Raw genomic sequence first — 19747 nt, 5'->3', positions numbered from 1 at the left:
CCAAAAACGAAAAAAAAATTTCGTTTTTGGGATGTTTTTATTTTTTGCTTGATGAAGATAGGGAGCTACTTCAAAAGACGAATAAGAACCTTAATTTTCAAGAGTAGATAATAGAAAGGGTAAATTTTACAGCATTTTTCAATGAACTGAACAACTAAAGAACATGAAAGTTTCCCTACTTAAAAAGGAAGAGAATTATAAAAATTCTCTTCTTTTTTTATGTGTTCATAAACATTACTTATCTATCTGAAAGCACATGTATACGATTATTGGCTCTGGTACAAATGTGTTGCGCCCTTAAATAGTTCATACAGATCCCTAATCAAAGTATTCATAAGTTTGCATAAGATGGAAACAATGGTAAAAAGATAACTTATGAAAATTAAAAGATGGCTTTCCTTGCGTTAAAGGAAAGCCATCTTTTTAAATGCACTTAAAATTCATAAAGAGGCACAGAGTATAGGTTACAATATAAAGGTAGAATTAGCGCAAATTACCAAAAAATATTTTGTTTGAATTATAAAATATGAATATACTGTGGTATTGAGGAATGAATCATTTTGAAAGAATACAAAACTCAATTGAATATATTGAAAAGAGCTTACAAGACGAATTGAACGTTACTGAAGTTTCCTCAAAACGAAAATTTTATCTCTTCATAGTTGCATGGGAATACAGCTTTCATTTTTTTCGTTGTGGGGACATTTCAAAATACTAGCTTGATAGCGATGTGGCAGGACCCAGCTTTATAAAATATAATTATTGCGATAAGGAAGAATATTATTAAAAACTTTATCAAATTTTTCTCTGAGCGGTAACTTCATCTTTAAATATTTATGAATTATAAAATGTCTTAAGTTGATGGGCATGTTGTGTTACCCCATTGTCATCAAGCTAAGAAAACGAAAACTTATATATCATTATCTTTAGGTGGAGGGGAAAGATTGTTTGATAAATTAAAAAGGCTATTTAAAAAAGATAAAGAGAATGATTTTGAAGATGAGAGGTACATTTTCAAACAGAATCGTTAAATTTCTTAAATAAAAGATATTACTATTTTCCCTCCACAGCTTCATACCCCTTTACAAATAATAAAGTTATATAAGAAACGATAAATGAGAAGATGCTATACATGCCAACCCAAAAGAAAAATGAAAGGGGAAACAATATAACTCCTAATATAAGAAAAATAGCAAACGTTACAATTGGCATTACGTAATACGTTCTTGTTCTACGTGTCCCAAGTACTGAAACAATAAAAATAAGTAATGGACAAATAAATAAGAAGAAAATCAATTCACTCATGGTTATGTCCCCTTTTCTTAAGAAGTAATATGTTTCTTTTAAACGTTTTAAACTAATTGTTCTCTTAATATAATTTTGACAGATGGTTTGAAATCCCTTTTGGGAATCAGTATATTTCAACAGTTCGCAAAGGAAAACAGTAAGCAAAGAAAACTTGTCTACGGTTATAAAAGAAACATCGCGACAATTGTAGTGACAATTAACCCGATAACGACCGGTATAAAATTGCGTCTAGCAAGTTCGAATGGATCTACTTTACAAATTGCTAACCATTTTTTTGTGCGAGGAGTAATAGAAGTAAGAACTTTAGCTGGTTCAGTTGATTCAACAGAACCAGTATGCACGAGTAAATTGCTCATTGAAATAATAATAGAGATGATTAAAATAGTTGGTAGTAGTTCGGTAATCGCATAGATAAAACTTTGAAAAATCTCGCTAACGGCAAGAGGAATGGAATGTGTTGCGGTTAGAGCTAGTAAAAAGATAAAAAACAATACAAATGATTGTCGTATCTTTTCGAAGAATAAAAAAAGGTGATAATTGTAAGTAAACAAAGAATATAGAGGGCGTGCAGAAGTGTTAATTCTACTCCCATTTTGCTCACATCCTTTAGGCGTTCGGGTAGTTTAGTGTATGAAGAGAGTGGGAGTGTGTGAGTACGTAGAGAAAGAAAATATAACAATTTCATGTACTGCACTTACAAGGTGAAAGTGGATGATATAATACAAATAATCCTGAAAGTGGATAAAATATTATACGGTTTTATTACTAGATAGAGAGATGGAATATATGAAGGAGAAAATAGGCTTTTACGGTCTTATGGGATGCTTCGCTATAGGACTTATTTTAAAGTATTTTATTGAAAGTGATTGGATCGACATTATTTATGCAGTGGGTTTTATTTTTGCTGTATTATATTGTTGGGATGAATTTAGAGCATACACCCGAAAAAAGAAGATCGTTTTAGGAATTGAGTTTGTCATTTTAATAGCTACAGTGCCATTCATATTGTTGGAAGGCGGTAGACAAATGGATATGATGCCAATTTTTCAAGGGTGGCTATCTTTTGCTAGATTAGTATATTTACTTATAATCTTAGGTATTGTGGGAATGATTGTTACAAAAGTGAATAAAAAATTATTATTAGGTGATGACGTATCTAAAACATAAAAAAGTGCTACCTCGCTAAGAGATAGCACTTTTTATTATTTTACAGAATGAGTTTTTTGCATTTTTTTAATTAAACGAATTTGCCCGCGATGACTCAGCTCATTCTTGAATACATGGAACCATTTGAAGTAGTTATTTGCAGGTTTGTCGTGCCAAAACGTTGTGGTTTTATATAGCCATTCATCTGGTAGTGATTGAAACGTTGCAATCGTTTTATCGCGAACTTTTTGTAACGTATCTATGTAGTAGTCTATAGGGTGATTTTTAATCGTTTGACGTCCAAGATCACCCAATTCAACTCCTGGTAACCAGCGTTCTAATTCAGCTTCTGTTGGCTCGCGATCTTCAAAGGGATGAATTTGATAATAAAACTCGACTGCAGCCATATGGTACAAAAGCATACCAATCGAGTTTGCCTGATCATCGTGCAAATAATCGAGTTCTTCAATTGTTAAGTCTTGTACAGCTTGCATAGTTGTATAGCGAGTATAATTCAGCATAGAAACAAGTTTTGAGAACTCTGTGTTTAATCCGTCAATCTTATCAATTACGAAATTCAATAGAAATTCCTCCTAATAAATAATTTCTTTATAGAAGGGTTTCTATATGTAGAAAGAAATTCTTTTTTAGGAGCGTATATGAATCAAGTTTGTGGTTATTAACCAATAACAATAAGGTCTCTATTTGCCTTTGTAATTACTTCATGCCCATCTTTTGTAATGACAATATCATCTTCAATCCTACAGCCACCCCAGTTTGGAATATAAATACCTGGTTCGACAGTAACAACCATTCCTTCTTGTAAAGTAGCTTTACTTTCTTGTGATAATCGAAGTGGTTCATGAAGTTCTAATCCAACGCCATGGCCGGTAGAATGGCCAAAGTATTCACCGTAGCCGTTATCTGTAATGTAATTTCTTGTCACATCATCAATCGTTTTTGCGGATTCACCAGGCCGGATTGCTTTGGTTCCTCGTTTTAATGCTTCTAATACAATACTATATATTTTTTCGAATTCTTTGGAGTAACTTCCAATCGCAATAGTACGTGTTAAATCAGAGCAATACCCATTGTAAAGTGCACCAAAATCTAATGTAACCATATCTCCGTTTTCAATCATCTTATTTGTGGCAACGCCGTGGGGAAGAGAAGAACGGACTCCAGAAGCTACGATAATGTTAAATGATGAGGAAGAGGCCCCTTGTTTTCGCATAAAAAACTCTAATTCATCTCGGACATCAAATTCAGATACACCGGGTTTTAGAAATCCTGTTATATGTTGAAATGCTTCATCGGCCATACGTGCTGCAACTTTAATTGTTTCGATTTCAGACTCTTCCTTAATGGAACGGATTGTTTCTACTAGTTCACTTACTTGTACAAGTTTGATGTTTGTATATTTTTTTAACGAACTATACTGTTTTAAGGTCATATTGTTTTCTTCGATGCCTAGTCTTTGGATGTTTAATCTAGTTGTCTGATTTGCAATCTCTTGTTCTATGTTTCCTTTATGCATAATGATTTCAGTTTCTTGTACCTGTGTTTTTGCTTGATCGACATAGCGGAAATCTGTAATGAATACAGCTTCAGTTGCAGATAGTAATACGACTCCAGCACTACCTGTAAATCCAGTTGCATACTGGCGATTTTCCTTTTTCGTAATGAGTAATCCGTCTATTCCATATTCGGTTAGTTGTTCTTGAATTTTTTTGATTCTAGTAGTCATTTTGATTCCTCCTTTTCATTGTCTATATAAAGCAATAATTATGCCAATATTCTCAATCTAGCTGTTCGTGGGCAATAAGACCCCCACTGTAAAATTCAACAAAAGTAAAGAAGATAGGTGGGGGTCGGGCACCCGATTGGTGAGGGCTAATAATCAGTGGGGATGAAGAAAACCTCCTACTGATTAAAGCTTCACTTTATGAGGGAAGATACTTAGTAATGAATACACTGTCAAAAAATGTAGACATATAAAATTATATGTGTCTACATTTTTTTGACATGAAAATCTAGGGTATAAACTTTTTAACACGATATATTTTTAATTGCTCAATAACTTTTTTGTGAAAAATAGTTTTTATTAAGTGATAGGTATAAAAAAAGGTAATAACGATTTAATTAATATCGTTATTACCTCTTTTTGTTTTAAGCTTTTAATTTCATCACCGTATCAGCATCTGGTGTTACATACAATGTTTGTTGATTATCATATGTCACAAACCCAAGTTTAGCACCGCTTGGTTTTTTAACATGGCGAATTTTTGTGAAATCTACAGGAACAGAACTAGAATCTTTTGCTTTACTGTAATAAGCAGCGAGTTTAGCAGCTTCTAATAAAGTCTCTTCAGTTGGTTCTAATGAGCGAATAACAACGTGAGAACCAGGAATATCTTTTGTATGTAACCAAATTTCATCACGACGTGCAAATTTGGTTGTTAAATAGTCATTTTGTTTATTATTTTTACCGACTAAAATTTCTGTTCCATCGGTAGAGATATATTTATCTAATATCGGTTTTGATGTTTTTTTCTTTGTATTCTTCGACTTACGGTTACGCATATAACCTTCTTCAGCTAATTCTTCGCGAATTTCCTCGATATCTTTTGAAGAAGCAGCCTCCATTTGTTGAAGTAGGCTATCAAAGTAAAGGATTTCTTCATTTGTTTTTTCAATTTGTTCTTTTACGATTGCGACAGAATTTTTCGCTTTTTGATACTTTTGGAAATAACGTTGTGCGTTTTCTGACGGTGTTTTCAGTGGATCTAATGTAATTTTTACTGTTCCGCCATTTTCATCGTAGTAGTTGACAACCTCAATTTCTTTGTCACCTTTTTTTAATGCATACATGTTAGCTGTAAGAAGTTCACCGAATAATTGATATTTATCAGCTTTCCCAGCATCTTGTAGTGTTTTTTGTAATTTAATTAATTTCTTTTCATTTTTTGCTTTTTCATTGTGCATAAATCGTTCTAAATCATGTGCTTGTTGTTTTACACGATCGCGTTCAGCCTTTCCAAAGAAGAATCGATCTAATAATTCACTTACAGATAAGAATGTTTTATTATCCCCTTTTAAATGTGTAAGAGGGAAGAGATAAAAGAACTCTTTTCCATTTGCCGTTATCATTGTTGGTTCATATTGATGCGCTTGCATTGGTTTTTGTAATGTGAAAAACGCTTCTGATAATGCATGTTCATTTACCATAACAGCTTTCTTTACAACTTCTTTTGCAAATAGCGGAGAAATCCCCATAAAGGCCCCAACAAGTTGTTTATCCATATTTCCTGCTAAAAAGTCTAGTGGCCTAATAAACTCATCTTGTGTTTCAATCTGCAAGGGATTAATTTTATGCTGTGCTGGTGGTGCAACATATTCAGCGCCAGCATATACAGTACGATGCCGATTTACCGCTAAAGAAACGTGCTTTAAGCTATCTAAAATGATATTTGTTTTCGCGTCTACTAAAATAATGTTGCTGTGACGACCCATTATTTCAATCACTAATGTTTTTAACGATTCGTCCCCAATCTCGTTACGGCTTCGAACGGTAATTTGAATGATACGTTCTAAATCGATTTGTTCAATTTTCTCAATAAATCCACCTTCTAAATGTTTGCGAAGAAGCATGCAAAACATTGGTGGTAATGCTGGTGAATCATAACTTTGATTTGTAAGATGCATACGTGCGTATGTAGGGTGTGCGGAAATAAGTAATTTTTGATTTTTTCCGTTTGCTCGAATATGTAACAAAACCTCATATTTTGAGGGTTGATATATTTTTGAAATTCTTCCTGTTTGAAGAGAATTTGCAATTTCATGTGTAATCGCTCTTGTAAATAATCCATCGAATGCCATTATGAACACTCCTTTCTAACTAAATGTTAATTATAGCATTTTTTTGGACGGGACTGAATAAGCTTTCATTAGAGCATGTCTGCAATCAGGAGGTCGATAGCGAGATGAATTGGTATGAAATGCGTGCACATGAAGTGGAAGAAAGAACGAATACGAATGTGAAGGTAGGACTGTCAGAGCAAGAAGCGGAAGGGCGCTTAAAGAAGCTAGGGCCAAATGAATTACAAGAAGCAAAGCGGCCTTCTGCACTTCTTGTATTTTTGGCGCAGTTTAAAGATTTTATGGTACTTGTTTTGTTTGGTGCGACAATCATTTCAGCTTTTTTAGGAGAGTATATTGATTCGATTGCAATTGTCGCAATTGTTATTATCAATGGTGTTCTTGGTTTTTTTCAAGAAAGAAAAGCAGAAAAATCATTGGAGGCTTTGAAAGAATTAGCTGCCCCGCAAGTAACGGTTTTACGAAATGGAAAATGGATGAAAATACCATCTAAAGCACTTGTCCTTGGGGATATCATTAAATTTTCTAGCGGCGACCGTATTGGTGCTGATATTCGTCTTGTTGAAGCATCGAGTTTATATATCGAGGAATCGGCTTTAACGGGAGAATCTGTACCTGTTCAAAAGAAAGTGGAAGCATTAAGCGGTCAAAATGTTGCGATTGGTGATCAAAAAAATATGGCATTTATGGGGACGATGATAACAAGGGGTTCCGGGGCCGGAGTAGTAGTAGCTACAGGGATGAACACGGCTATGGGGCAGATTGCAAATCTGTTGCAAAATGCAGAGCAAATGGAAACACCGCTGCAAAGAAGATTAGAACAACTTGGGAAGATTCTAATCATTGTTGCCCTTATTTTAACAGCACTTGTTGTACTAGCTGGAGTGTATCAAGGGAATGAAGTGTATCATATGTTCTTAGCGGGTGTGTCACTTGCTGTTGCAGCAATTCCAGAAGGATTACCAGCGATTGTTACGGTCGCATTGTCACTTGGTGTACAGCGCATGATTAAAAAGAGAGCGATTGTTCGAAAATTACCAGCAGTAGAAACTTTAGGATGTGCTTCTGTTATTTGTTCGGACAAAACGGGTACGATGACACAAAATAAAATGATGGTAACACATATGTGGTCAGGTGGCGAAACATGGCATGTAACCGGGCAAGGCTACGAGCCTACTGGATCATTTATGAAAGGTGAGCAGAAGGTTAATCCGGAATCTACAAGGGCGTTATATCAATTATTAACATTTGGGTGTTTATGCAATAACGCGAGCATTGTAAAAAAGAAAAAAACATATGTCCTAGATGGAGATCCGACAGAAGGTGCGCTCGTTGCAGCGGCGATGAAAGCAGGAATATCCCGAGAAGCTTTAAAAGAGAAGTTTGAAATTATTCATGAACTCCCTTTTGATTCCACACGAAAAATGATGAGCGTAATCGTTCGTGATCGTGATGGTAGAAAATTTGTAGTCACAAAAGGGGCACCTGATGTTCTTTTGCAAATGAGCCAAACAATTTTATGGGGGGATAAACAGCAACCTTTAAGTGAGTTATATCGTAAAGAAGTGCAAGCGGCAATTCATAACCTTGGAAGTCAAGCGCTTCGAACGATTGCTGTTGCATTTAGGGCTTTAAAAGTAACAGATTCAATTGAACATGAAAGAGAAGTAGAAAAAGATTTCATGCTTGTCGGGATACAAGGAATGATAGACCCGCCAAGACCAGAAGTGAAACAGGCCGTAAAAGAGTGTAAAGAGGCTGGTATTAAAACGGTAATGATTACAGGAGACCATAAAGTAACAGCGATGGCAATTGCGGAGCAGTTAGGGGTTTTACCACCGAATGGCCGCGTTATAGAAGGTGTAGAATTAGCAAATATGTCTGTAGATGAACTAGAGGATATTGTAGAAGATACCTATGTATTTGCACGTGTATCTCCTGAACATAAATTAAAAATTGTAAAAGCTCTTCAAAATAAAGATCATATTGTGGCGATGACAGGTGATGGAGTGAATGACGCTCCTGCTATTAAAACAGCTGATATTGGGATAGCGATGGGAATTACAGGAACGGATGTAGCTAAAGAAGCTTCCTCTCTTGTTTTGCTAGATGATAACTTTGCTACGATTAAATCGGCAATTAAAGAGGGACGAAATATATATGAGAATATTCGGAAGTTCATTCGGTATTTATTAGCATCAAATGTTGGAGAGATTTTAGTTATGTTATTTGCGATGATGCTTGCTTTACCACTTCCGATGGTTCCAATTCAAATTTTATGGGTGAATTTAGTAACAGATGGTTTACCAGCAATGGCACTAGGGTTAGATGCAGCTGAGGGAGATGTGATGAGAAGAAATCCACGGCATCCGAAAGAAGGGGTGTTTGCAAGAGGGTTGGCTTGGAAAATTGTGAGTAGAGGCTTTTTAATTGGTATTGTAACCTTGCTGGCATTTATTATTGCATTTAATCAGCATCCAAATGAATTGAAATATGCGCAAACAGTAGCTTTTGCTACACTAGTTTTAGCACAGCTTATTCATGTATTTGACTGCCGCAGTGAACACTCTATATTCCATCGTAATCCTTTTGGGAATATATATTTGGTTGGAGCAGTTATTATTTCGGTGTTATTAATGCTTGTGGTTATTTATTATCCACCATTGCAACCGATTTTTAGTACAATGCCAATTCAAGCGAGAGATTGGTTATTAATCGTTGGTTTATCGTCCATTCCAACATTTTTATTAGTCGGCTCTTTATTGACAGGGAAAAAGGAGAAGAAGAAGCCGATATTGTATAAGAGAGGCATAAACTTGAAATAGTCAATGATATGAAAATGTGATATAATTTACAAAAGGTAGTAGAGTTGCATCTCTATTACCTTTTTCATTGAGTTATTTCATGGTGTGGATGTGATAAAGATGATTTCTAGTATGACAGGATTTGGAAGAGCGAAAGTGGAAAATGATGCTTTTCAAATTACAGTAGAAATGAAGTCAGTGAACCATCGTTTTTTAGAGATGAACATTCGACTTCCGAAACAAATGATGGTTTTTGAGGACAAAATTCGTAAGTTAATTGCAGAACAAGTTCGCCGCGGGCGTATTGAAGTGTCCATTATTATTACAGGGGAAGGGCTTGTTGAAAGAAAGTTAAGTGTGAATTGGCCGCTTCTCAAGCAGTATAAATCCATTATGGAAGACGTGAAAACGAAATTTCAATTACAAGATTCCATTACACTTCAACAATTAATGGCAATGCCAGAAGTAACGGCGATTGAAGAAATGGAAAATGTAAATGAACAATTTGAACAAAATTTATATGAAGCTGTTCGCCAAGCTGCTCGTACGTTAAAAACGATGAGAGATGGCGAAGGAGAACGATTACATAAAGATATGGCGTATCGTTTACAAGAGATACACGATTGTGTAAATGCGATTATTCCGCATGCACCAATTGTTACTCAAAAATATCGTGAACGATTGGAAAATCGCTTAAAAGAATTACATAATCATGAGTTAGATGAACAAAGGTTGCTGACAGAGGTAGCGATGTTTGCGGAGCGCTCGGATATTCATGAAGAATTGGTTCGCTTGCAAAGTCATTTAGCTCAATTTCATGAAGCCCTTGAGATCGAGGAGCCTGTTGGTAGAAAAATGGATTTCATTGTACAAGAGATGCATCGGGAAATTAACACGATCGGTTCTAAGGCAAACGACTTAACAATTTCAAAATATGTTGTAGAAATGAAAAATAACCTTGAAAAAATTCGTGAACAGGTACAAAATATTGAGTAGCTGTCAAAAAATATATAAAGTTATACGTGGTGGGGAAATCGGATAGACTTACTAGGAGGCGCAAACTATGGCCATGCGGTTTTTAAATATTGGATATGGGAATATTGTATCTGCTCATCGAATTATTGCAATTGTAAGTCCGGAGTCAGCTCCTATTAAACGAACGGTGCAGGAAGCGCGTGAACATAACGTGTTACTAGATGCTACGTATGGGAGAAAAACAAGGGCGGTTATTGTTATGGATGATGGGCATATTGTACTAAGCCCAATTCAGCCAGAGACGATTGCACATCGTTTAAATAATAAAGAAGATTTAAGTGAGGAAGGGTAGGTTTTACATATTTATGAGAAGTAGAAGAGGGTTGCTCATCGTTCTTTCAGGACCTTCTGGCGTTGGGAAAGGGACAGTTCGAAAAGAGTTGTTCAGCCATGAAGATACAAGATTTCAATACTCTATTTCAGTAACGACACGTAAACCGCGTGAAGGTGAAGTAGATGGTGTGGATTATTTCTTTAAAGAGAGAGAAGAGTTTGAAGAAATGATTCGTAACGAAAAGCTGCTTGAGTGGGCAGAGTTCGTTGGGAATTACTATGGAACACCAATCGATTATGTTGAAAAAACATTGCAAGAAGGAAAAGATGTATTCTTAGAAATTGAAGTACAAGGAGCAATTCAAGTAAAGAAAGCTTTCCCAGAAGGGGTATTTATTTTCTTAGCTCCTCCAAGCTTATCAGAGCTTAAGAATCGCATCGTTGGTCGCGGTACAGAGACTGAAGATGTTATTGAAAATCGTTTAACTGTAGCAAAAGAAGAAATCGAGATGATGGACGCTTATGACTATGTAGTAGAAAATGATAAAGTAGAACTTGCTTGTGAACGCATTAAAGCTATTGTGGTTGGTGAACATTGCCGCCGCGACAGAGTAGCGAAATATTATAAAGAAATGACGGAGGGTATATAATATGTTAAATCCATCAATTGATTCATTGCTAAAAAAAATCGACTCTAAATATACATTAGTAACAGTAGCGGCAAAACGCGCTCGTGAAATGCAAATGGCTAACAACTGTGTTGTTGAAAATCCTGTTTCTCATAAATGTGTAGGTAAAGCGTTGGAAGAAATCGATGCGGAAGCATTAAATTATGTACCAAGCGAAGAGAAAGTATCTGAGTAAGGCATTCTCTTCGACAAATGAAAACATAGACTTTATACTTTTCTATGTAACGGTAACAACCTATTTACAAGTAGGTTGTTATTTTTTTATGATAGAGCTAAAAGAAATAGGTTTTTGTTTAATGAAATACTAGCACTGACGAGCTGGAATGAATACATTTCAGCAGAATAAGTTTGAAAAAGAAAGAGGACGAGTCATATGCTAAAAGGGAAAAAGATACTTCTATGTGTAACAGGAGGCATTGCTGTTTTTAAAGCGGCTGCGTTAACGAGTAAATTAACACAAGCAGGAGCACTTGTAAAAGTAATGATGAGTGAATCGGCGATGAAATTTGTTACACCTCTTACATTTCAAGCGCTTTCTCGCCATGATGTATACACGGATACGTTTGATGAAAAAGATTCTGCAGTTATCGCTCATATTGATTTAGCGGATTGGGCGGACGTTGTGCTTATTGCACCAGCAACAGCGAATTGTATCGGAAAATTAGCAAATGGTATTGCTGATGATATGATCACAACAACATTGTTAGCTACTATAGCGCCAGTCTGGATTGCACCTGCTATGAATGTGCATATGTATGAAAATAAAATTGTCCAAAAGAATATGATGACGTTAAAAGCGTTGGGATATACATTTGTTGAGCCTGGAGAAGGCTTTTTAGCATGTGGATATGTTGCGAAAGGTCGATTAGAAGAACCAGAAACAATTATCGCTCGATTACAAGAAGCGTTTTCAGAACATAAACCATTAAAGGGAAAGAAAATTTTAGTAACTGCTGGCCCAACTCGTGAAAAAATTGATCCAGTACGTTTTATGACGAACTTTTCTTCAGGGAAAATGGGGTATGCGCTAGCGGAAGTTGCTGCTAACTTAGGAGCGGATGTAATACTTGTTTCAGGTCCAACTGCAATAGCACCACCTGTAAATGTAACAACTGTGCAAGTAGAATCTGCACAAGATATGTTAGAAGCTGTAATGCAACATTATGGATCTATGGATGTTGTTATTAAAACAGCTGCAGTAGCAGACTATCGCCCGAAAATTGTGCATAATCAGAAGATGAAAAAGAAAAGTGGCGATGCAGTCATTGAGTTAGAAAGAACAATCGATATTTTGAAAACACTCGGTGAGAAAAAAGAGCATCAACTCCTAATCGGTTTTGCTGCTGAAACGACAAATATAGAAGAATATGCAACGAAAAAATTGCGTGAAAAAAATGCAAATATGATTGTTGCAAATGATGTGAAAGCACAAGGTGCAGGATTCGGTACGGATACGAATATTGTAACAATGTATAGAAAAGATGGAGAAGTTATTCGATTACCTCTTTTAACAAAGAAAGAAGTTGCACGTGAAATTTTAATGCAAATTAAAGCGATGTTAGAAGAGGATCGTGTATGAAATTTGCAAGTGTAATCGTTGATGTACCGGCACGTCAAACAGATCGCCCGTTTGATTATGTTATCCCTAAGAAATGGGAAGATATTGTACAAACAGGTATGCGTGTAGTCGTTCCGTTTGGTCCACGGAAATTACAAGGCTTTATTATTGAAATAAAAGATTCAGTCGATGTGGAAAGTAAAAAGTTAAAAGCATTGCATGAAATACTAGATGTTACGCCAGTTTTAAATGAAGAATTATTACAACTTGGTTTTTGGCTGACGGATGAAACATTATGTTATATGATTTCAGCTTTTCAAGTTATGCTTCCAGCTGCGATAAAAGCGACTTATAAAAAACGGCTACAGCTCCATAAAACAGCTGCAGTGGCGCCGGAAATTCGTGATTTGTTTCAAGGGAAAGAAGCGATAGATTGGGAAGAAATTGCTACGCACTCACATATGTATCGTATGGTTCAAAAAGAGATAACAAACGGCACTATTGAAGTCATCTATAAAGTAAAAGATAAGGTGCAAAAGAAGAAACAAAGGGTGATTCAGCCAGAATTGCCACAGGAACAATTAGAGGCAGCTGCCTTTGAGCTGAAAAGTAAAAAGCAACAAGATGTACTGTATTACTTTGTAGAAAATTATCACAGTGTGCCATTAAAAACATTAACAGAAGAACTACAAATAACAGATGCACCGGTAAAGTCGCTTGTGAAAAAAGGGTTGCTTTTAGAACAGTACATTGAAGTATATCGTAACCCATATGACGATGAGGCTTTTGAACAGACAAAGCCATTTCCGCTCACAGATGAACAAAATCAAGTGATTACGCCCATCTTGTCATCCATTACAAATGAAACATATAATCCATTTTTACTATATGGTGTTACAGGAAGCGGTAAAACAGAAGTGTATTTGCAATCCATTGCTGCGGTGTTGAAAAAGGGAAAAGAGGCGATTGTACTTGTTCCAGAAATTGCGTTAACACCGCAAATGGTAGATCGATTTAAAGGACGTTTTGGTTCGCAAGTTGCGGTTCTTCATAGTGCGCTTTCTGTTGGGGAAAAATATGATGAATGGCGGAAAATTTTACGAAAAGAAGTAAAAGTTGTTGTTGGAGCACGCTCCGCTATTTTTGCTCCATTTGAAAACTTAGGAATTATTATTATTGATGAAGAACATGAGTCAAGTTATAAACAAGAAGATAATCCGAAATATCATGCCAGGGATGTTGCGATTTGGCGAGGGCAATATCATAATTGTCCAATCGTGCTCGGCAGTGCAACGCCGACTCTAGAATCATTTGCTAGAGCGAAAAAAGGTGTTTATGAGCTACTAACCATGCAAAAGCGTATGAATGAACAAGCGTTGCCGACAGTAGAAATTGTTGATATGCGTGAGGAACTGCGTGATGGAAATCGTTCTATGTTTTCAAAATTACTTCATGAGAAAATAGCGGATCGGTTAGAAAAGAAAGAACAAATGGTTCTTTTTTTAAATCGAAGAGGCCATTCAACGTTTGTCATGTGTCGTGATTGTGGTTATGTCGTGCAATGTCCACACTGTGATATATCACTCACCTATCATAAAATGAATCATCGTTTAAAATGTCACTATTGCAGTTATGAGGAAAGTATGCCAACTGCTTGTCCTGCTTGTAATAGTTCGTATATTCGTTTCTTTGGGACAGGAACACAAAAGGTAGAAGAAGAAATTACAAAGTTATTTCCAGAGGCGCGGGTTATCCGTATGGATGTTGATACAACGAGTCGCAAAGGAATGCACGAAAAGTTATTAAAAGCCTTCGGTGAAGAGAAAGCTGATATCTTACTTGGAACACAGATGATCGCTAAAGGGCTTGATTTTCCAAAGGTTACACTTGTTGGTGTCTTAACAGCTGATACGATGCTACATTTACCAGATTTTCGAGCAAGCGAGAAGACGTATCAGTTATTGACACAGGTGAGTGGACGTGCAGGTCGACATGAATTACCAGGAGAAGTAGTAATTCAAACGTATACGCCAGAACACTATAGCGTAGAACTAGCAAAGAATCAGCAGTACGATGTATTTTTTGAACAAGAAATGCAAATGAGAAAAACAAGGCAATACCCGCCATACTACTATGTCGTACTTGTAACCGTTTCGCATCCAGAGTTATTAAAAGCAGTGCAAGTAACGGAAAAAATTGTCGGTTATTTACGAACGCATTGCTCGTGGCAAACAATGGTGCTAGGACCGGTTGCTTCAGCAATTCCAAGGATAAAAGATAGATATCGATACCAATGCATGATAAAATACAAGCGGGAACCAAACTTAAAGTACGTGCTCAAAATGGTAAATGAACATTATCAAGCAGAAATGCAAAAAGATTTGCAGATCTCAATCGACTTTAATCCAACAATGTTAATGTAGCGGAGGAAAATATGGCAGTTTTAGAAATTGTAAAGCATCCAGATGAAGTGTTAGAAACCCCATGTGAACGGGTAATGAACTTTGATAAAAAGTTAGTGAATTTGTTAAAAGATATGCATGAAACAATGTTAGTTGCAGATGGTGTTGGTTTAGCAGCACCACAAGTCGGCGTAAGTTTGCAAGTGGCAGTTGTTGATATTGGTGATGATACGGGAAAAATCGAACTGATTAATCCAGTTATTTTAGAAAAACGTGGTGAACAAGTAGGTCCCGAAGGCTGCTTAAGCTTTCCGGGACTTTATGGTGAAGTGGAGCGTGCAGAGTATATTAAAGTACGTGCACAAAATCGTCGTGGTAAAATCTTTTTATTAGAGGCAGATGATTTTTTAGCACGCGCAATTCAACATGAAATCGACCATTTACATGGTGTGTTATTTACATCAAAAGTGACGAGATATTATGAGGAAAATGAATTAGAAGAGATGTAAAAGGAGCGGTTTTTGAATGATAAAAGTAGTATTTATGGGAACACCGGACTTTTCTGTACCGGTGCTTCGTCGTCTTATTGAAGATGGATATGATGTAATTGGTGTTGTAACGCAGCCGGATCGTCCAGTGGGAAGAAAAAAGGTTATGACACCAACACCTGTTAAGGTGGAAGCGGAAAAACATGGTATTCCGGTGTTACAGCCGTTAAAAATTCGTGAAAAAGACGAATATGAAAAAGTATTGGCATTAGAGCCGGATTTAATTGTGACAGCTGCGTTCGGACAAATTGTACCAAACGAAATTTTAGAAGCACCAAAGTATGGATGTATTAATGTTCATGCTTCATTACTTCCAGAACTTCGCGGCGGTGCACCAATTCATTACTCCATCATGCAGGGAAAAGAAAAAACAGGTATCACAATTATGTATATGGTGGAAAAATTAGATGCTGGTGATATTTTAACGCAAGTAGAAGTGGAAATCGAAGAACGTGAAACAACTGGTTCATTATTTGATAAATTAAGTGAGGCTGGAGCGCACTTATTATCAAAAACAGTTCCGCTTTTAATACAAGGAAAATTAGAACCGATTAAACAAAATGAGGATGAAGTAACATTCGCTTACAATATTAAACGTGAGCAAGAAAAGATTGATTGGATGAAAACAGGAGAAGAGGTTTACAATCACATTCGTGGTTTAAATCCGTGGCCAGTTGCTTATACAACTTTAGCAGGGCAAGTTGTAAAAGTATGGTGGGGCGAAAAAGTTCCTGTAACAGTACAGGCTGAAGCTAGTTCTATTGTAGCAATTGAAGAAGATGGTTTCGTTGTGGCAACAGGAAATGAAACAGGTGTTAAAATTACTGAGTTACAACCATCTGGTAAAAAGCGCATGAGTTGTTCACAATTTTTACGTGGAACAAAACCTGAAATTGGTACGAAGTTAGGAGAAGACGCATGAGACAAAATGTTCGTGAGTTAGCTCTTGATGGTCTAATTCAAGTAGAGAAAAGTGGCGCTTATAGCAACTTACTTTTAAATAATTTGATTGAAAAAAGTGCGATTGATAGAAAAGATATTGGTTTGCTAACTGAGATTGTCTATGGAACGATTCAACGTCGTGATACACTTGACTATTATTTACAACCATTTTTAAGAAAAAAAGTTGAAGCGTGGGTAAAAATATTACTTCGCTTATCTTTATATCAAATGCTATATTTAGATCGCGTCCCAGAAAGAGCGGCGATTCATGAGGCTGTTGAGATTGCAAAACGTCGTGGTCATAAAGGAATTGCAGGGATGGTAAACGGGGTACTCCGTTCGATTCAACGTGAAGGTGTGCCATCTTTAGAGGAGATACAAAATCCTGTAGAGCGAGTTTCTGTTGCAACGAGTCATCCAGAGTGGCTTGTACAAGAGTGGGTATCAGCATACGATTTAGAAACAGCGCAAAAAATGTGCGAAGTAAATATGGTTCCGCCGGTACCGACAGCACGTGTGAATGTTGATAAAATAACGGTAGAAGAAGCGATTGCTTTGCTAGAACGTGAGGGTGTACAAGCAAAACGTGGTGATTTATCAGAAGATGCTATCCAAATTGAAAAAGGAAACGTAGCGCATACAGAAGCGTTTAAAAACGGTTTCCTTTCTATTCAAGATGAAAGCTCTATGCTTGTTGCGCGTGCTTTGAAACCCGAAGAAGGAGATATGGTTCTTGATAGCTGCGCGGCGCCTGGTGGGAAAACAACACACATTGCAGAGTGTTTAAAGGGGACTGGTCAGGTAACGTCGCTGGATTTACATCCGCATAAAGTTCGTCTAATTCAGCAACAGGCGAAGCGTCTAGAATTAGAGAACATTGAAACAAAGGCGCTAGATGCCAGAAAAGTTCAAGAACATTTTGCGAACGAAAGCTTTGACAAAATATTAGTAGACGCACCATGTTCTGGATTTGGTGTTATCAGACGTAAGCCTGATATTAAATTAGGTAAAGAAAAAGGCGATAGTGAAAGACTGTCGACAATTCAGCTATCGATACTAGAAAAGGTAGCTCCACTGTTAAAGGCAGGTGGTCGCCTTGTTTATAGTACGTGTACAATTGAAAAAATAGAAAATGAACAAGTGATAGAGCAATTTTTACAAGAGCATCCTGAATTTGAATGGGATACTACTATGAAAGAGCGCATGCCAGAAAAATTACGTCCTTATATAAATGAAGGGCAAGTACAAATTTTACCGCATTATTTTGCAACAGATGGCTTTTATATTGCTTGTTTAAGAAAGAAGGTGTAGCATCATGGAAACGACTGTAAAAAAACAAAAGAAAGATTTAGAAACAAAAAAAACATCTATTTACTCTTTACAACTTCATGAAATGCAAAATTGGTTAAAGGAACAAGGTGAACCGAAATTCCGTGCAGGTCAAATTTTTGATTGGCTATATAAAAAGCGTGTAAAAAATTATGAGGATATGACAAATCTTTCAAAAGGATTGCGTGATAAATTGTCGAATTCCTTTGATATTACTACTTTAAATACATTAGTAAAGCAAACATCTTCTGATGGGACAATTAAGTTTTTATTCCAATTATATGATGGGTATTCTATCGAAACAGTATTAATGCGACATGAATATGGAAATTCCATTTGTGTAACAACACAGGTAGGTTGCCGAATTGGTTGTACATTCTGTGCATCAACACTAGGTGGTTTAAAGCGAAACCTAGAGGCTGGAGAAATCGTAGCGCAAGTAGTAGAGGTTCAACGTGCGCTTGATGAGACAGATGAGCGCGTGAGTTCTCTTGTTGTAATGGGAATTGGAGAGCCGTTTGATAACTACGATAACTTAATGTCGTTTTTACGCATTATTAACCATGAAAAAGGAATTCATATTGGTGCACGTCATATGACGGTTTCAACAAGTGGAATCATCCCGAAAATTTATAAGTTTGCTGAAGAGGATATGCAAATTAACTTTGCGATTTCATTGCACGCTCCAAATACAGAATTACGCTCAAAATTAATGCCGATTAACCGTGCTTATAAGCTGCCTGACTTAATGGAAGCTATTAAATACTATGTAAATAGAACCGGGCGTCGCATTACGTTTGAATATGGCTTATTTGGAGGAGAAAACGACCAAGTTGAGCATGCCGAAGAATTGGCTCAACTTTTAAAAGGTGTAAAATGTCATGTGAACTTAATTCCGGTAAACTATGTACCAGAACGCGATTACGTAAGAACACCACGTGAACAAATTTTCTTATTTGAAAAAACGTTGAAAGACCGTGGAGTGAATGTAACGATTCGCCGTGAACAAGGTCATGATATTGATGCTGCCTGCGGTCAGTTGCGTGCAAAGGAGCGCAAAGAAGAGACGAGGTGACAAGATGAAAGCCGTGTTTCTATCGGATAAAGGGAAAGTTCGTCAACATAATGAAGATAGTGCAGGAGTTTTTCATAATTTAGATGGAGATATTTTAGCTGTTGTAGCTGATGGAATGGGAGGTCATCGAGCAGGCGATGTTGCTAGCTCGATGGCCATTCAACTATTCCATGATTATTGGAAACAAACGTATAATATGGATACACCAAAAAAGGCCGAAGAATGGCTACATACAAACGTTGAGATGATTAACGAGAGGGTATACGAATACTCGAAGAAACATACAGAGTGTAGTGGTATGGGAACTACTGTTATTGTTGCGATTTGTACAGCGGGATTTGTAACAATTGGACACATAGGAGATAGTCGATGTTACATGTTATCAGATGATGAGATTTCACTTATAACTGAAGACCATTCACTTGTAAATGAACTTGTTAGATATGGTGAGATTTCAAAAGAGGATGCAGAGTATCATCCAAAAAAGAATTTGCTTTTACGAGCGCTTGGAACAGAAGAAAAAGTTGGATTAGATGTTAAAACATTAGTGTTAGAAGAAAATGATCAACTGCTTCTTTGCTCTGACGGATTATCAAATAAAGTTGCTATGGATGATATGCGAAAGATTTTGCAATTAAACGAACAACTCGAGACAAAGGGAGAACATCTTGTTCAACTTGCGAATGATCGTGGGGGAGAAGATAATATTACCCTTGTCATTGTTGATTATGCGGATTCGGCAAACGAAAGTAGGTGAAT

Annotated in this window: 17 protein-coding genes and 1 pseudogene; 13 read left to right on the top strand and 5 right to left on the bottom strand. The window is 36.5% G+C overall.

The annotated features are described in order from the left end of the window. Nucleotides 1-1053: 1053 nt before the first annotated feature. The gene (locus JDS96_RS01705; RefSeq protein ID WP_199665816.1) at nucleotides 1054-1305 is read right to left on the bottom strand and encodes a YbeF family protein; all 252 of its coding nucleotides are present in this window, start codon (nucleotides 1303-1305) and stop codon (nucleotides 1054-1056) included. 275 nt (nucleotides 1306-1580) lie between these two features. Further along, nucleotides 1581-1900, bottom strand: a pseudogene (locus tag JDS96_RS31825) (hypothetical protein); the annotation flags it as partial. 194 nt (nucleotides 1901-2094) lie between these two features. On the opposite strand from JDS96_RS31825, the gene JDS96_RS01695 reads away from it, so the two are divergent. Beyond that, the gene (locus JDS96_RS01695) at nucleotides 2095-2475 is read left to right on the top strand and encodes a YoqO family protein (RefSeq protein ID WP_018764733.1); all 381 of its coding nucleotides are present in this window, start codon (nucleotides 2095-2097) and stop codon (nucleotides 2473-2475) included. Nucleotides 2476-2510: 35 nt separating this feature from the next. Here JDS96_RS01695 and JDS96_RS01690 read toward each other — a convergent pair whose 3' ends face one another. The 3 genes from JDS96_RS01690 to JDS96_RS01680 all read right to left on the bottom strand — a co-directional run bounded on the left by JDS96_RS01690 (nucleotide 2511) and on the right by JDS96_RS01680 (nucleotide 6333). Next, nucleotides 2511-3035: a DinB family protein gene (locus JDS96_RS01690; RefSeq protein ID WP_199665815.1), complete on the bottom strand. Its 525-nt coding sequence runs from the start codon at nucleotides 3033-3035 to the stop codon at nucleotides 2511-2513. Between the two features lie 98 nt (nucleotides 3036-3133). Next, nucleotides 3134-4201: a M24 family metallopeptidase gene (locus tag JDS96_RS01685; protein WP_003199637.1), complete on the bottom strand. Its 1068-nt coding sequence runs from the start codon at nucleotides 4199-4201 to the stop codon at nucleotides 3134-3136. 422 nt (nucleotides 4202-4623) lie between these two features. Continuing rightward, complete coding sequence (locus tag JDS96_RS01680; protein WP_097988604.1) at nucleotides 4624-6333, bottom strand: Rqc2 family fibronectin-binding protein; 1710 nt, start codon at nucleotides 6331-6333, stop codon at nucleotides 4624-4626. Between the two features lie 104 nt (nucleotides 6334-6437). On the opposite strand from JDS96_RS01680, the gene JDS96_RS01675 reads away from it, so the two are divergent. From JDS96_RS01675 to JDS96_RS01620, 12 genes are all read left to right on the top strand, one after another. Continuing rightward, nucleotides 6438-9158, top strand: coding sequence for a calcium-translocating P-type ATPase, SERCA-type (locus tag JDS96_RS01675; RefSeq protein WP_003199642.1), 2721 nt, complete (start codon nucleotides 6438-6440; stop codon nucleotides 9156-9158). Nucleotides 9159-9257: 99 nt separating this feature from the next. After that, nucleotides 9258-10133: a YicC/YloC family endoribonuclease gene (locus JDS96_RS01670; RefSeq protein WP_003208193.1), complete on the top strand. Its 876-nt coding sequence runs from the start codon at nucleotides 9258-9260 to the stop codon at nucleotides 10131-10133. 67 nt (nucleotides 10134-10200) lie between these two features. Then, a complete protein-coding gene (remA, locus tag JDS96_RS01665; protein ID WP_001251459.1) occupies nucleotides 10201-10464 on the top strand; it encodes an extracellular matrix/biofilm regulator RemA in 264 nt (87 codons plus the stop codon). 13 nt (nucleotides 10465-10477) lie between these two features. Then, nucleotides 10478-11095, top strand: coding sequence for a guanylate kinase (gene gmk, locus JDS96_RS01660; protein WP_003199649.1), 618 nt, complete (start codon nucleotides 10478-10480; stop codon nucleotides 11093-11095). Between the two features lies 1 nt (nucleotide 11096). After that, nucleotides 11097-11309, top strand: a complete 213-nt coding sequence (gene rpoZ / locus JDS96_RS01655; RefSeq protein WP_003199650.1) for a DNA-directed RNA polymerase subunit omega — start codon at nucleotides 11097-11099, stop codon at nucleotides 11307-11309. Nucleotides 11310-11507: 198 nt separating this feature from the next. Continuing rightward, the gene (coaBC, locus tag JDS96_RS01650; protein WP_199665814.1) at nucleotides 11508-12713 is read left to right on the top strand and encodes a bifunctional phosphopantothenoylcysteine decarboxylase/phosphopantothenate--cysteine ligase CoaBC; all 1206 of its coding nucleotides are present in this window, start codon (nucleotides 11508-11510) and stop codon (nucleotides 12711-12713) included. Beyond that, on the top strand, nucleotides 12710-15115 hold the full coding sequence (priA, locus tag JDS96_RS01645; protein ID WP_199665813.1) for a primosomal protein N': 2406 nt from the start codon (nucleotides 12710-12712) through the stop codon (nucleotides 15113-15115). Before coaBC ends, priA begins: the two co-directional genes overlap by 4 nt. Nucleotides 15116-15126: 11 nt before the next feature. Next, nucleotides 15127-15603, top strand: coding sequence for a peptide deformylase (gene def, locus JDS96_RS01640; RefSeq protein ID WP_003199655.1), 477 nt, complete (start codon nucleotides 15127-15129; stop codon nucleotides 15601-15603). Nucleotides 15604-15619: 16 nt separating this feature from the next. After that, nucleotides 15620-16564: a methionyl-tRNA formyltransferase gene (fmt, locus tag JDS96_RS01635; protein WP_199665812.1), complete on the top strand. Its 945-nt coding sequence runs from the start codon at nucleotides 15620-15622 to the stop codon at nucleotides 16562-16564. Continuing rightward, nucleotides 16561-17895: a 16S rRNA (cytosine(967)-C(5))-methyltransferase RsmB gene (gene rsmB / locus JDS96_RS01630; protein WP_199665811.1), complete on the top strand. Its 1335-nt coding sequence runs from the start codon at nucleotides 16561-16563 to the stop codon at nucleotides 17893-17895. The genes fmt and rsmB overlap by 4 nt, the downstream gene beginning before the upstream one ends. A 4-nt stretch (nucleotides 17896-17899) precedes the next feature. Continuing rightward, nucleotides 17900-18988: a dual-specificity RNA methyltransferase RlmN gene (gene rlmN / locus JDS96_RS01625; RefSeq protein WP_003199662.1), complete on the top strand. Its 1089-nt coding sequence runs from the start codon at nucleotides 17900-17902 to the stop codon at nucleotides 18986-18988. A 4-nt stretch (nucleotides 18989-18992) separates the two neighbouring features. Then, nucleotides 18993-19745 carry a Stp1/IreP family PP2C-type Ser/Thr phosphatase gene (locus JDS96_RS01620; RefSeq protein ID WP_003199663.1) on the top strand — a complete coding sequence of 251 codons (753 nt, stop codon included), beginning with the start codon at nucleotides 18993-18995 and terminating at the stop codon, nucleotides 19743-19745. The last annotated feature ends 2 nt before the right edge of the window (nucleotides 19746-19747 follow it).

This window comes from Bacillus cereus group sp. N21, from assembly GCF_016483395.1.
In the GTDB taxonomy this organism is placed as follows: Bacteria; Bacillota; Bacilli; order Bacillales; family Bacillaceae_G; genus Bacillus_A; species Bacillus_A pseudomycoides.
This window is presented reverse-complemented; position numbering and strand designations above follow the sequence as displayed.

Excerpts from the sequence above, each read along its gene's own strand:
- JDS96_RS01705 (WP_199665816.1), bottom strand. The coding sequence starts at position 1,305 with ATGAGTGAATTGATTTTCTTCTTATTTATTTGTCCATTACTTATTTTT.
- JDS96_RS01695 (WP_018764733.1), top strand. The coding sequence starts at position 2,095 with ATGAAGGAGAAAATAGGCTTTTACGGTCTTATGGGATGCTTCGCTATA.
- JDS96_RS01685 (WP_003199637.1), bottom strand. The coding sequence starts at position 4,201 with ATGACTACTAGAATCAAAAAAATTCAAGAACAACTAACCGAATATGGA.
- JDS96_RS01680 (WP_097988604.1), bottom strand. The coding sequence starts at position 6,333 with ATGGCATTCGATGGATTATTTACAAGAGCGATTACACATGAAATTGCA.
- JDS96_RS01675 (WP_003199642.1), top strand. The coding sequence starts at position 6,438 with ATGAATTGGTATGAAATGCGTGCACATGAAGTGGAAGAAAGAACGAAT.
- JDS96_RS01670 (WP_003208193.1), top strand. The coding sequence starts at position 9,258 with ATGATTTCTAGTATGACAGGATTTGGAAGAGCGAAAGTGGAAAATGAT.
- remA (WP_001251459.1), top strand. The coding sequence starts at position 10,201 with ATGGCCATGCGGTTTTTAAATATTGGATATGGGAATATTGTATCTGCT.
- gmk (WP_003199649.1), top strand. The coding sequence starts at position 10,478 with ATGAGAAGTAGAAGAGGGTTGCTCATCGTTCTTTCAGGACCTTCTGGC.
- rpoZ (WP_003199650.1), top strand. The coding sequence starts at position 11,097 with ATGTTAAATCCATCAATTGATTCATTGCTAAAAAAAATCGACTCTAAA.
- coaBC (WP_199665814.1), top strand. The coding sequence starts at position 11,508 with ATGCTAAAAGGGAAAAAGATACTTCTATGTGTAACAGGAGGCATTGCT.
- priA (WP_199665813.1), top strand. The coding sequence starts at position 12,710 with ATGAAATTTGCAAGTGTAATCGTTGATGTACCGGCACGTCAAACAGAT.
- def (WP_003199655.1), top strand. The coding sequence starts at position 15,127 with ATGGCAGTTTTAGAAATTGTAAAGCATCCAGATGAAGTGTTAGAAACC.
- fmt (WP_199665812.1), top strand. The coding sequence starts at position 15,620 with ATGATAAAAGTAGTATTTATGGGAACACCGGACTTTTCTGTACCGGTG.
- rsmB (WP_199665811.1), top strand. The coding sequence starts at position 16,561 with ATGAGACAAAATGTTCGTGAGTTAGCTCTTGATGGTCTAATTCAAGTA.
- rlmN (WP_003199662.1), top strand. The coding sequence starts at position 17,900 with ATGGAAACGACTGTAAAAAAACAAAAGAAAGATTTAGAAACAAAAAAA.
- JDS96_RS01620 (WP_003199663.1), top strand. The coding sequence starts at position 18,993 with ATGAAAGCCGTGTTTCTATCGGATAAAGGGAAAGTTCGTCAACATAAT.